General features: G+C 72.8%; 13 protein-coding genes. 11 read left to right on the top strand and 2 right to left on the bottom strand.

Translation table 11 applies throughout. From position 1 onward, the window contains the following. From VFG42_RS12130 to VFG42_RS12080, 11 genes are all read left to right on the top strand, one after another. Positions 1-206, top strand: a 206-nt coding sequence (locus VFG42_RS12130; protein WP_324908700.1) for a L,D-transpeptidase, incomplete at its 5' end; no start/stop codon positions are given. A gap of 48 nt (positions 207-254) precedes the next feature. Beyond that, a complete protein-coding gene (locus VFG42_RS12125) occupies positions 255-1,193 on the top strand; it encodes a tyrosine-type recombinase/integrase (RefSeq protein ID WP_324908698.1) in 939 nt (312 codons plus the stop codon). Between the two features lie 19 nt (positions 1,194-1,212). Then, positions 1,213-1,992, top strand: a complete 780-nt coding sequence (gene whiG, locus VFG42_RS12120) for an RNA polymerase sigma factor WhiG (RefSeq protein WP_324908696.1) — start codon at positions 1,213-1,215, stop codon at positions 1,990-1,992. Between the two features lie 123 nt (positions 1,993-2,115). Continuing rightward, positions 2,116-4,206 (top strand): elongation factor G, encoded by a 2,091-nt coding sequence (gene fusA / locus VFG42_RS12115; RefSeq protein WP_324908694.1) that lies wholly within the window; start codon positions 2,116-2,118, stop codon positions 4,204-4,206. Positions 4,207-4,531: 325 nt separating this feature from the next. Continuing rightward, positions 4,532-5,113, top strand: a complete 582-nt coding sequence (locus VFG42_RS12110) for a hypothetical protein (RefSeq protein ID WP_324908693.1) — start codon at positions 4,532-4,534, stop codon at positions 5,111-5,113. Positions 5,114-5,196: 83 nt separating this feature from the next. Next, on the top strand, positions 5,197-5,415 hold the full coding sequence (locus tag VFG42_RS12105) for a hypothetical protein (protein ID WP_324908692.1): 219 nt from the start codon (positions 5,197-5,199) through the stop codon (positions 5,413-5,415). Further along, a complete protein-coding gene (locus tag VFG42_RS12100; protein ID WP_324908691.1) occupies positions 5,412-5,840 on the top strand; it encodes a ribonuclease HI family protein in 429 nt (142 codons plus the stop codon). The genes VFG42_RS12105 and VFG42_RS12100 overlap by 4 nt, the downstream gene beginning before the upstream one ends. A gap of 67 nt (positions 5,841-5,907) precedes the next feature. Next, positions 5,908-6,120, top strand: coding sequence for a hypothetical protein (locus tag VFG42_RS12095; protein WP_324908689.1), 213 nt, complete (start codon positions 5,908-5,910; stop codon positions 6,118-6,120). A gap of 1 nt (position 6,121) precedes the next feature. Further along, entirely contained in the window at positions 6,122-7,027 is a 906-nt protein-coding gene (locus VFG42_RS12090; RefSeq protein ID WP_324908688.1) for a farnesyl diphosphate synthase, read from the top strand. Beyond that, complete coding sequence (gene dxs / locus VFG42_RS12085) at positions 7,024-8,997, top strand: 1-deoxy-D-xylulose-5-phosphate synthase (protein WP_324908687.1); 1,974 nt, start codon at positions 7,024-7,026, stop codon at positions 8,995-8,997. The genes VFG42_RS12090 and dxs overlap by 4 nt, the downstream gene beginning before the upstream one ends. Before the next feature lie 3 nt (positions 8,998-9,000). Then, positions 9,001-9,957 (top strand): alpha/beta hydrolase, encoded by a 957-nt coding sequence (locus VFG42_RS12080; RefSeq protein ID WP_324908685.1) that lies wholly within the window; start codon positions 9,001-9,003, stop codon positions 9,955-9,957. 16 nt (positions 9,958-9,973) lie between these two features. Here VFG42_RS12080 and VFG42_RS12075 read toward each other — a convergent pair whose 3' ends face one another. Together VFG42_RS12075 and VFG42_RS12070 are read right to left on the bottom strand one after the other, a co-directional pair. Then, a complete protein-coding gene (locus VFG42_RS12075; RefSeq protein ID WP_324908683.1) occupies positions 9,974-11,194 on the bottom strand; it encodes an EAL and HDOD domain-containing protein in 1,221 nt (406 codons plus the stop codon). Beyond that, a complete protein-coding gene (locus VFG42_RS12070; protein WP_324908682.1) occupies positions 11,191-12,435 on the bottom strand; it encodes an EAL and HDOD domain-containing protein in 1,245 nt (414 codons plus the stop codon). Before VFG42_RS12070 ends, VFG42_RS12075 begins: the two co-directional genes overlap by 4 nt. Between the last annotated feature and the right edge of the window lie 239 nt (positions 12,436-12,674).

The following is a 12,674-nucleotide window of genomic DNA, read 5'->3' as shown; positions in this document are numbered from 1 at the left end:
TGATCGGCACCGACGTCGACGGCAGCCACTACAACGTCATCGTCAAGTGGGTGAGCTACTTCAACGCCGGCGACGCGCTGCACTACTACCCGCGCGGCTCCTACGGCTACCCACAGAGCAACGGCTGCGTCGAGATGGACTACTCCGACGCCGAGAACGTGTATCAGTACACGCCCGTCGGCACGATCGTCCAGGTCAACCCCTGACCCACGTCGCAGGGGTGGTGACCCCGGCGGCGAATTGTGACGGCGTCGATGCAAGGCTCCGGCGAACCGACGATCACCGCGCCCTGGCGCGACGCGCTCGAGGCGTTCGCGCGCGACCTCCGTCGGCGCGCGGTCGCCCCGCGCACCGGGCGCGCCTACGCGATCGACTGCGGCCAGTTCGCCGCCTGGGCGACGGCCCGCGGGCGCGGCCCCGCCGAGGTCGACGTCCGCGACCTGCGTCGCTACGTGGCCTCGCTGAGCGAGTCCGGTCAGGCCCCGACGACCGTCGCGCGCAAGCTCGCCTCGCTGCGGGGGATGTTCGCCTCCCAGATGGCGCTCGGGGAGCGTGCCGAGAACCCGGCCGAGCTCTTGAGCGCCCCCAAGCGCGCCCAGCGCCTGCCGCGCGTGCTCAAGCCCGCCGAGGTCGCGACGCTGCTCGACCGCATCCCGGCGACCAACCCGCTCGAGCTGCGCGACCGGGCGCTGTTCGAGCTCGCCTACGCCGCCGGGCTGCGCGCCGAGGAGCTGGTGACGCTCGACACCGCTTCGCTGGACTTCGACGCCGAGGCCGTGCGCGTGGAGGGCAAGGGCGGCAAGACCCGGATGGTGCCGGTCGGCGAGCACGCGGCCCGCGCGCTGGAGCGATGGCTGCAGGCGGGCCGTCCCGCGCTCGCCGGAGCGGCCGCGGGACCGGACCACGGCGCCCTGTTTCTGTCCAAGTCGGGGCGGCGGCTGTCGACCTCCGACGTGCGCCGGCGGCTGCGCACGTGGTCGCGGCTGGCGGCGCGCCATGCGCCGGCGCTCGCGGCGGCCCATCCGCACGCCCTGCGCCACTCCTTCGCCACCCATCTGCTCGACGGGGGCGCAGATCTGCGCGCGATTCAGGAGCTGCTCGGGCACGCCAGCATCTCGACTACTCAGGTTTACACTCGGGTAGAGTCAGAACGGCTCCGCCACGCCTACGTGGCATCGCATCCACGGGCCTAGCACCGTCATTGGGGTAGGGATGGAGACCAACGTCAAAGCGATCGAGCTGCAGGATCTCTGGAAGCGCTACAAGGCGACGAGCGACGAGCGCGCTCGCGAACGGCTCGTGGTCGCCTACTCGCCGCTGGTCAAGTACGTCGCCGGCCGGATGAGCTCGGGGCTGCCCGCCCACGTCGAGGAGGCCGACCTCATCTCCTACGGCCTCGGCGGCCTCATCTCCGCGATCGAGCGCTTCGACCTCAGCCGCGAGATCAAGTTCGAGACCTACGCCATCACCCGCATCCGCGGCGCGATCATCGACGAGCTGCGCACGCTCGACTGGGTGCCGCGCTCGGTGCGCGCCCGCGCCCGCCAGTTCGAGCGCGCCAACATGAAGCTCGAGGCGCGCCTGCAGCGCGCGCCCACCGACGAGGAGATGGCGAGCGAGCTGGAGATCTCCGTGCAGGACTTCCAGGAGCAGCTCGTCCAGATCTCCAACTCGACGATCGTCGCGCTCGACGAGATGTGGAACGTGTCGGACTCCTCCGGCGATCAGGTGTCGCTGCTCGACACGCTCGCCGACACCGGCGCGCCCGACCCGCAGGTGCTCGTCGACGAGTCCGAGCTGCGCGACCGGATCGCCGACGCGATCGCCGCCCTGCCCGAGCGCGAGAAGCTCGTCGTCGCCCTCTACTACTACGAGAACCTCACCCTTCGCGAGATCGGCGAGGTGCTCGGCGTCACCGAGTCACGCGTCTCCCAGCTGCACACCAAGGCGGTGCTGCGGCTGCGCTCCAAGCTCGCCGGCGAGCTCGACTAGCAGGACGGCCGGCTCGCATGCGAGCCGGCCCCGCGGGCGCATGCGCCCGCGGGCGATCGGCGCATGCGCCGATCGCTACAGGAGTAGGGTTCGCTGCCCGTAGGCGAGAGAGAGGAGATTGCCATGCACAAGGCTGCGGATCGCATCCGCAACGTGGCCCTCGTCGGCCACCGCGGCGCAGGCAAGACGTCGTTGCACGAGGCGCCGCTGTTCCAGGCCGGGGTGCTCAACCGGCTCGGGTCGGTGACCGACGGGACGACCGTCTCGGACGCCGACCCCGACGAGAAGGCGCGGCAGATGTCGATCTCGCTGGCGCTGAGCTCCTTCGAGTGGCAGGAGCGCAAGGTCAATCTGCTCGACACCCCCGGCGACGCGAGCTTCATCGCCGATGCGCTGGGTGCGCTGCGCGTGTGCGAGTCGGCGGTGTTCGTGATCAACGCGGTGATGGGCGTCGAGGTGCACGCCAACCGCCTGTGGCAGCGCGCCGCCGAGCTGGACCTCGCCCGCCTGGTGTTCGTCAACATGCTCGATCGGGAGCGCGCCGACTTCTTCCGGACGCTCGACTCGCTGAAGTCGGCGTTCGGTCAGCACGTGGTCGCGACCGAGATCCCGATCGGCTCCGAGCACGAGGTCTCGGGCGTGATCGACCTCGTCGACATGAAGGCCTATGAGTACTCCGAGCAGCCCGCGCGCGACGGGTGCCGGGAGATCCCGATCCCCGACGCCGAGGCGCAGCGCGCGCAGGAGTACCGCGAGAAGCTGATGGACGAGGTCTCCGAGACCTCCGACGCGCTCATGGAGCGCTACCTCGAGGGCGAGGCGATCTCGCACGAGGAGATCGTGGCCGCGCTCAAGGAGGGCACCAACCACGGCTCGCTCTTCCCGGTGACCTGCGGCGTGGCCACCCGCAACCTGGCGACCAACCGCCTGCTCGACGCGATCGTCGAGGACCTGCCCTCGCCGGTCAAGCACGGGGGGCTGGAGGTCGGCGAGGTGACGCTGCACCCCGACGAGGACGCCGAGCTGTTCGCCTACGTGTTCAAGACCCGCGCCGACCCGTTCGCGGGGCGGATCAACCTCTTCCGCGTCTACCAGGGGACCATGAGCCCCGACACCCAGGCGCTCAACACGCGCACCCACAACAAGGAGCGCATCGGACAGCTCGTCGGCTTCAGCGGCGCCGAGACGACCCATCCCGACGAGTTCGGCCCCGGCGACATCGGCGCCGTGGCCAAGCTCAAGGAGACCCGCGCCGGCGATTGGCTGGCCGCGCGCGACGAGCCGATCCGGATGCCGTCGATCGCGCTGCCCGCGCCGGTGATGGCGTTCGCGATCGCCGGGGTCGGCGGCGGCTCGGCCGGTGACGAGGACAAGGTGTTCACCGCGCTGCGCCGCCTGCAGGAGGAGGACCCGACGATCGACCTGCACCGCGATCCGCAGACCGGCGAGCAGATCGTCGCCGGCCTCTCGCAGGTGCATGTCGAGGTGATCGTCGAGCGGCTGCGGGCGCGGTTCGGCGCCGAGGTGTCGCTCAAGCCACCGCGCGTGCCCTACCAGGAGACGATCCGGGGCTCGGCCCGGGCGCACGGGCGCCACAAGAAGCAGTCCGGGGGCCGCGGCCAGTTCGGCGACTGTCACATCGCGATCGAACCGCTCGCGGCCGAGCCGGAAGGCTTCGAGTTCGTCAACGAGATCAAGGGCGGGGTGATCCCCTCGGGCTTCATCCCCGCGGTCGAGAAGGGCGTGCAAGAAGCCATGCAACAGGGGGTGGTCGCCGGCTTTCCGGTCAAGGGCGTGCGCGTGCGCGTCTACGACGGCTCCTACCACACCGTCGACTCCTCGGAGATGGCGTTCAAGGTGGCCGGCTCGCAGGCGATGCGCCAGGCCCTGCAGGAGGCCTCGCCGGTGCTGCTCGAGCCGATGATGCTCGCCACCATCAACGTGCCCGAGGACGCCGTCGGCGACGTGATCGGCGACCTCAACTCCCGGCGGGGACGGCCGCTGGGGATGGAGCCCGCCGGCGCCGGCATGACCGAGATCAAGGCCGAGGTGCCGATGGCCGAGATGCTCTCCTACGCGCCCGACCTGCGCGCGCTCACCGGCGGCCAGGGTGAGTTCGCGATGGAGTTCCAGCGCTACGAGGAGGTCCCCGCCCATCTCGCCTCCAAGGTGGTCTCCGAGGCTCGCGCCGAGCAGGAGGCGGTCCAGGCCTAGTAGGCGCGGCGGTCTCGGCGTAGTACCCTCGCGTTCCTCAGTGAGTACCTCCCCAACCCGCCCCATTCGCACCTCCACCCAGCAGACCGCCTGTGACGTGTGCGGGCGGACGCTGCTGCGCGGCGAGCGCGCCGAGATCTACCTCGCCGGGGGCTCGCGTCGCTCGGTGTGCGAGCTGTGCACGTCCCGGGCCCTGCACGGCGGGTGGGTGAGGGAGGGCACGATCCCCGACTCCGGAGAGCCGAGCGATCGGGCCGATCGCCGCCGCTCGCGATTGCTGCGGCGACGGCGCACTCGCCGCTCCGAGCCTGCCGAGAGCTTCGAGATGCCGCCGCCGCCGTTCGGCGACGAGGAGCCGGCGGAGCTCGATCCGCCGCCGCTGGGGCTCGCGCCCGAGCTCGAGCCCGAGCCCGCGGTCGAGCCCGATCCGGCGGCGCCCGCGCCCGATCTGGGATGGTCGGGGGTCGAGTCTCCGGCGCGCAGCGCCCGGCGCGCCCGCCGCCGGCGCCCGGCGGCGTTCTCGTCGCGCCAGGACGCCGCGCGTGACCCGTCGGGCGTCCGTGAGCCGCGCCACGTGCACGCGGTCCCGACCTCGGTCGAGCACAAGATCGACGCCGCGATCGAGCTCTTCAACGGTTCCGAGCATCCCCGCACGGTCGCCGGGATCACCCGCTCGCTCGGGTTGCCCGACGTCGCGGCCTATCCGACGAGCCCGGTGGGCGCGATCGTCAACCTCGTGCTCTCCTGGGAGCTGTGCTGGTACCGCTACGAGGTCGACCTCTCCGAGGAGGTCCCGGTCGTGCGGGGCGCCGGCCAGGGCTATGAGCTCTCCGAGCTGACCGAGCTCGAGCGCCAGGCCAACGTCGTCGCGGATGAGCGCGGGATGCTCACCGCGGCGACCGAGTAGACGCCTCGCCCGGCCCCGGGCTCCGGAAAGTCGACGGACGTTCGATATGCGAACGTCGGCGGCGTTCAATACGCTGTTAAGTCGTGATCTACTGCGTCGTGCCCGAGCCGCTCGCCGATGAGCTGCTCGGCAAGCTCACCGACTACTACGCCGACGACCCGAACGTGACCGTGATCGTCGACCGCCGTCGCGGCTCGCGACGGGGGGGAGGGGCCGTGGGTGGCGGCAAGCGCGAGCTGCGCGACCGCCGCCGCCGCACGATCCCGGGCGAGCTGCCCTCGCTGGCCGGCCGCGGCGAGTGACCGCGGGCGGCCCGGGCGCGCCCCGCCGGCTGGTCATCCACGTCGACGGCGGAGCGCGGGGCAATCCCGGTCCTGCGGCGATCGGCGTGGTCATCGACGACGCCGACGGCGAGCGCCTCGAGGAGGTGGCCGAGACGATCGGCGTCGCGACCAACAACGTCGCCGAGTACCGCGCGCTGCTGCGCGGCCTCGAGCGCGCGGCGGCGCTCGGCGCCAGCGAGCTCGAGATCGTCAACGACTCCGAGCTCGTCGCCCGGCAGCTCAACCGCGTCTACAAGGTCAAGCACCCGGCGATGAAGCCGCTCTACGAGCAGGCGAGCGCCGCGCTGGGCGGCTTTGAGCGCTGGTCGATCCGCAGCGTGCCCCGGGCCGCCAACGCCGAGGCCGACGCGCTCGTCAACGCCGCGCTCGACGGACGCGCCTGATCGCCGGCGTCTGAGTGCCGGGTGAGAGGCGGCCGCCACCGACCTCCCCGGTCGCTAGGCTTGTCCGGTGAGCGATTCCCTGATCGAGCTCAGCGCACGCCTGCAGCGGACCGCGGAGCTTCTGCGCGCCGGTCAGCTGGAGCCCGACGCCACCCTGTCGGCGATCGAGGAATGCGCACGGCTGGCCACGGAGGCCAGCGCGCAGGTCGACCAGCGAGCCCGTGCGGCCCTCGAGCCGCTGCCCGACCTTCCCGGTCAGCTTCCCCTGCCAAGTAGCTGACTTGTCGGCCACCCCGACGTCGACCTCACCGCCCGTCTATCCGGAGCACCTGCGCGCCGAGGTCGAGGCCTACCTCGAGCGGGTCCGCTTCTCAGAGGAGTTCGCGACCGCCGGTCTCGAGGAGGCGATGCGCTACTCGCTGCTCGCCGGCGGCAAGCGGATCCGCCCGGTGCTCGCGCTCGCGACCGCGGAGGCGGTCGGGGGCGCCCGCGCGTCGGTGATGCCGCTGGCGGCGGCGCTCGAGCTCATCCACACCTACTCGCTCATCCACGACGACCTGCCGGCGATGGACGACGACGACCTGCGCCGCGGCCGCCCGACCTGCCATGTCAAGTACGGCGAGGACGTCGCGATCCTGGCCGGCGACGCGCTCTACGCCGAGGCCTTCCGCCACCTGCTGACCGCGCAGCCGGGCGAACCCGCGCGCGTGCTGGCCGCCGCGCGCGAGCTGGCGGCCGCGACCGGCGTGGACGGCATGGTCGGCGGGCAGTACCTCGACGTGGCCGGCGTCTCGGAGACTCCGGCGGACCTGCGCCGTCTGCACGAGCTGAAGACCGGCCGCCTGATCGGCGCGTCGGTCGTCTGCGTGCTGCTGCTCTCCGGGCTGCCCTCCGACGCCGACGAGACGCTCTCCTGGCGCCGCTTCGCCTCCGAGCTGGGCGTCCTGTTCCAGATCGTCGACGACATCCTGGACGTCACCGGCACCGACGACGACCTCGGCAAGCCGCACGGCTCCGACGAGCGCCACGGCAAGCGCACCTACGTCACCGAGTTCGGGCTCCAAGGTGCCAAGAAGCTGGCGCAGGACTCCCATGCCGCCGCCAGGGCTACCCTTTCCTCTTCCGCTCCGCAGGGTGCGCCCGAGCTGGAGCAGATCACCGACTTCATCTACACGCGGACTTCATGACCGAACCTCACGAACGCCTGCTCGATCGCATCGACCGTCCGCAGGACCTGCACGGCCTGTCCGACGAGGAGCTGCAGCGCGTCGCGCAGGAGGTCCGTGAGCACATCATCGACACGGTCGGGGAGATCGGCGGCCACTTCGGCGCGAACCTCGGCATGTGCGAGGTCACGGTCGCGCTGCACTCGCTGCTGGACTCGCCCAAGGACAAGATCCTCTGGGACGTCGGCCACCAGGCCTACCCGCACAAGATCCTCACCGGCCGGCGCGACGAGCTGTCGACGATCCGCCAGTACGAGGGGCTCGCGCCGTTCTGCGCGATCCACGAGTCCGAGCACGACATCATGGGCGCGGGCCACGCCTCGACCTCGATCGGCTACGCGGTCGGGCTCAAGGAGGGCATGAAGCTCGCCGGGGACGTCGACGCCGGCAAGGTCGTCGCGGTCATCGGCGACGGCGCGATGACCGGCGGTGTGGCCTTCGAGGCGATCTCGCAGGCCGGCGGCCTGGGCACGCCGATCGTCGTCGTCCTCAACGACAACGGGATGTCGATCGCGCCGAACGTCGGCGCGCTGTCCCGCTACTTCAACCGCGTGCGGTTGAACCCCAAGCTGTGGCACGCCCGCGAGGGGATGGAGGAGCGGCTGACGACGCTGCCCGGCGGCATCGGCGCGGCGTTCGACCGCCTCGGCCCGCAGTTGAAGGAGTCGATCAAGTCGTTCTGGGCGCCGGGCCTCTTCTGGGAGGAGCTGGACTGGGCCTACATGGGCGTCATCGACGGCCACGACATCCGCGCGCTGCGCCGCGCGCTGTCGGCCGCGCTGACCGCCGGGCGTCCGGTCGTCGTCCACACCGCGACCGTCAAGGGCAAGGGCTTCACTCCCGCCGAGGAGGGCGGGCTGGAGGGCATGGAGAAGTGGCATGCCGCCAAGCCCAAGTCCATCACCAACCGCGCGCCCACGGTGACGGTGCCGTCCTCCACGAGCACGCCCGCCACGCCCGCGCCGCCGCAGTACACGAAGGTCTTCGGCGACGCGCTGGTCGAGGAGGTCCGCCGGGACCGCCGCGTGGTCGGCATCACCGCGGCGATGAACTCCGGCACCGGGCTCAACATCCTGCAGAAGGCCGAGCCCGAGCACTACTTCGACGTCGGCATCGCCGAGCAGCAGGCCGTGCTGTTCGCCTCCGGCCTCGCGCTGGAGGGCGCCAAGCCGGTCTGCGCGATCTACTCGACGTTCCTGCAGCGCGCCTACGACCAGATCGTCCACGACGTCTGCCTGCAGGAGCTGGACGTGGTCTTCGCGATGGACCGCGCCGGCCTGGTCGGCGACGACGGCCCGACGCACCACGGCGCGTTCGACATCGCCTACCTGCGCTCGCTGCCGAACATGACGCTCGCCGCGCCGCGCGACGAGGCGATGTTGAAGCACCTGCTGCGCACCGCGCTGACCGTCGGCGGGCCGTTCGGCCTGCGCTACCCGCGCGGCGAGGCGGTCGGCGTGCCGCTGCCCGTGGCGGACGCCGTGTCGCCGGTCCCGGTCGGCAAGGGCGAGGTCCTGCGCGAGGGCTCGCGGGTCGCCCTGATCGGCTACGGGTCCGGCGTCGGCAAGGCCCTGGAGGCCGCGGACCTGCTGGCCGAGCAGGACGACCTCGACGTCACGGTCGTCGACGCGCGCTTCGCCAAGCCGCTGGACGTCGAGCTGATGTCGACGCTGGCCGGCGACCACGAGCTGCTGGTGACGGTCGAGGAGGGCGTGCTGGCCGGCGGCTTCGGCAGCGCGGTCTGGGAGGCGCTGAACGACCGTGGGGTCGCCGTGCCGCGGATGCTGCGCGTCGGGCTGCCCGATCGCTACGTCACGCACGGCAAGCCGGCGCTGCTGCACGCCGAGGTCGGCTTCACCGGGCGCGACATCGCCCGCCGCGTCGAGGCCGCGCTGTTCGCGGGTCGCGGCGAGGTGCTGTCCGAGGCCTAGGCCTTGCCCCTGCACCCGCAGGTGGCGTCGCTGCTGCGGGCGATGGCGGAGGACGACGCGCCGCCGCCCGCCGACCTGGCGGCGGAGCGCAAGGAGTACCTGGACTCGGCGCTGCGCCTGGGCGGCGCCGCCGAGCCGGTGGCGGGCACCGAGGACGTCGTGGTGCCGTCGTTCGACGGCGCGCGGCTGCCCGCGCGGGTCCACGCGCCGCTGCACGCGCCGGAGGCCGACGCGTTGTTGGTGTGGTTGCACGGCGGCGGCTGGTACGTCGGCGACCTCCCGACGTTCGACCGCGTCGCGCGGGTGCTGGCCAACGCGGCGGGCGCGAAGGTGCTGACGGTGGAGTACCGCCTGGCGCCCGAGCACCGCTGGCCGACGCAGGTGCGCGACGCCTACGCGGTGCTGGCGTGGGCGCGGGGCGACGGCGCGGCGCAGCTGGGGATCGACCCGGGGCGCGTGGTCCTGGGCGGCGACAGCGCCGGCGGGCAGCTCGCGGTCGTGGCGGCGCGCCACGCGCCGCCGGCGTCGCTGCGCGCGTTGGTGTTGGCCTACCCGGCGCTCGACCCGACGCTGTCGAGCGAGTCCTACAAGACGTTCGCCGACGGGCCGATGCTGACCAAGGCCGACATGGAGCGCTGCTGGGCGTTCTACCTCGGCGACGAGGACGGCGCGGTGCAGCGCGCCGCCGCCGACCCCGACGTCGCGCCGCTGGTCGCCACCGATCTGGACGCGCTGCCGCCGACCGCGATCGCGCTGGCCGAGGAGGACGTCGTCCGCGACGACGGCGCCGCGCTGGCCGAGGCGCTGGACGCCGCGGGCGTCCCGGTGGACCTGCGCGTCTTCGAGGGCATGGTCCACGGCTACATCCGCTGGGGCGGCATGGTCGACGCGGCGGGGGAGACGCTGCGCTGGCTCGGCGAGCGCGCACGCGCCGCGCTGGACGGACCGCCGCCGGGGTGAGCGGAGCGCGCGCCGGCTACGCCGCCGCGGCGGTGGCGTCGGCCCACGCGATCGCGTCCGCGTAGGCGGTCATCACGAGCCGCCGGTCGGTCTCCGGCAGCTCGGCGCGCTCGCAGGCGATCGCGGCGCTGAGCGCCGCGCCCTTGGGCCCCGAGCGGTGCACGAGCGCGTCGCGGACGTCGTCGGCCAGCGGGAGCCGCTCGACGACCTCGGGCAGCGGCGCGCCGGCCAGCGCGTCGCTGACCGACAGCAGGCCGACCGAGAACCAGGCGTCGGGGTCGCCGGCGCCCTTGACGTGGGCCAGCGTCTCCAGCGTCCGGGCTCGCGCCAGCGCGGTCGCCAGCACCGGGCCGCGCTGCTCGCCGATCCCGCTCAGCAGCAGCACGAGCGCCCACTGGCGGACGGTGCGCGGGCCGAGCAGGACGACGCCCTGGCGGATCGAGGAGATCCGGTGCGGCAGCGAGACGGCCGCGGAGTTCAACTGCTGCAACAACCGCAGCGCGAGGTGCGGGTCGGTCTTGATCGCGTGCTCGATCGCCTCGAAGCCGACGTCGGGCCGCGTGAGCCCGGCGACCGTGCGCAGGCGCTCGATCGACGCGGCGCGCAGCTCGGCACCCGCCAGCTCGACCGGCTTGCAGAAGAAGTACCCCTGGAAGAGCTTGGCGCCCGCGGCGCGCGACCACTCGAACTCGTCCTGGTCCTCGACCTTCTCGGCGACGACCTTCAGCCCGCGGGCGGCCAGCGACCCCATCAACTTCTCGGCGTCGCGGCGCTCGTGCGCGCGCAGGTCGACCTTCACGATGTCGGCGACGTCCAGCAGCGGCGTCGACGTCGGCCCGGGCGCGAAGTCGTCCAACGCCACGCGGAAGCCCTGCAGGCGCAGCGCGCGCAGGCGGTCCATGAGCGCCGGCGAGGGCGTCGCGTCCTCCAGCAGCTCGAGCACCGTGGCCTCCGGCGCCAGCGGCAGCGGGTCGACCTCGCGCAGGAAGCGCTCGGTCACGTTCAGGAACGCCGTGGCGCCGCCGACCGCCGCGCCCATGCCGACCTCGGCGAACGCGCCGACCAGCACGCTGCACGTCGCGTGCTCGGCGTCCGGGATCTCGCCGTCGGCACCGCGCGGCCCGCGGTACAGCAGCTCATAGCCCGCCAGCCGTCCGCGGCGGTCCACGATCGCCTGGCGCGCGAAGAGCACGCGCGGGCTCTCGCGCGACGCCGGCACCGACGCCGCGACGCTCACGTCAGCCCCGCCGCCGTCCCGTCGGCCCAGGTGATCGCCTCGACGTGCAGCACCGCCAGCTCGGCGGCGGGCAGCGACGGCAGGGCGGCGTCGTCCCAGGCGCCGCGCTCGCAGGCCTCGGCCATCGTCAGCGTGCGGCCCTTGCCGCCGGCGCGCTGCACGAGCGCGGCGACGACGTCCTCGCTGAGCGGGAGGTCGCGGATCGCCTCGTCCATCGGGAGGTCCAGCAGCGCGTCGACGACCGACAGCATGCCGGTGAAGAAGTAGGACTCGGTGTCGTCGGCGCCCAGGCGGCGCGCGATCGCCTCGCAGGTGCGGCCGCGCGACAGCGCGGTGATCAGCAGCGGGCCGCGCTGCTCGTCGATCCCGCTGAGCAGCAGGAGCATCGCCCACTGGCGGACCGTGCGCGGGCCGAGCAGGACGATCGCCTGGCGGACCGACTTGATCTGGTGGCGCAGCGAGAACGCGGCGCTGTTGACGAAGCGCAGCAGGCGCAGCGACAGGCCGGGGTCCAGCGCGATCGCCTTCTCCAGCTCCTCGATGCCGTCGTCGCCGGCGGCGCTGATCCCGGCCGCCAGGCGCAGCGCGCCGATCGAGGCGGTCGGGACGTTGTGGCCGACGATCTCGCGCGGGCGGCAGACGAAGTCGCCCTGGAAGAGCTCGAACCCGGCGTCGGCGCAGCGGTCGTGGTCCAGGTGCGTGTCGACGCAGTGGGCGATCGGGCGGATGCCGCGGCCGCGCAGGTGGGCGACCAGCAGGGCCAGCCCGGACGGGCCGACGCCGTTGGCGTCGATCTTGGCCAGCGTCGCGTGGTCGAGCAGCGGGTCGGCGGCCGGCTGGCCGGCGTAGCCGTCGAGGCAGAGCATGTAGCCGTGCTGGCGCAGGCGCGCGAGGCGATCGATCAGCGGGCCGTCGGGCAGGCGGTCGGCGGCGATCTCCAGCACGACGCCGTCGGGCCCGAACGGCAGCGGGTCCATCGCCAGCAGGAACTCGGTGGTGACGTTGATGAACGCCGGCGCGCCGCCCGTGGCCTGGCGCAGCCCGAGGTCGCTCAGCGCGGAGGCCGCGACGCGCGAGGTCGCGGCGTGGGGCGACTCCGAGCCGCCGTGGCCGCGGTAGAGCAGCTCGTATCCGGCCAGGCGTCCGTCCCCGTCCAGGATCGGCTGGCGGGCGAAGAGGACCTCGGCTTCGGATGTGGGTGCGGGGGGCGCGGTGGCCGCCAGAGCGGAGTGCTCGGCCATCCCTCTTCTCGTCGGACGCACCCGCGTGGAACTTCACCGCGGCTCGACGGACGTCCGGCCGAACGGGTGGTAGGGCGCGGCCGATCGCTTAAAGAGAAACGGCCCACCGGGAGGTGGGCCGCTTCAGGGGAGGAGAGATACTGCTATGTGTCGTATGTGGGTCCGCCCGGAGGGGCGGCGAGCGATGAGAGAAGTCTTGGTGCCGCGGTGCCGCTGTCTCGTTCGCTCTGCAATCAATA

This window comes from Baekduia sp. (genome assembly GCF_035685985.1).
In the GTDB taxonomy this organism is placed as follows: Bacteria; Actinomycetota; Thermoleophilia; order Solirubrobacterales; family Solirubrobacteraceae; genus Baekduia.
The sequence above is the reverse complement of the archived record's forward strand: the minus strand, read 5'-3'. Positions and strand labels throughout refer to the sequence as shown.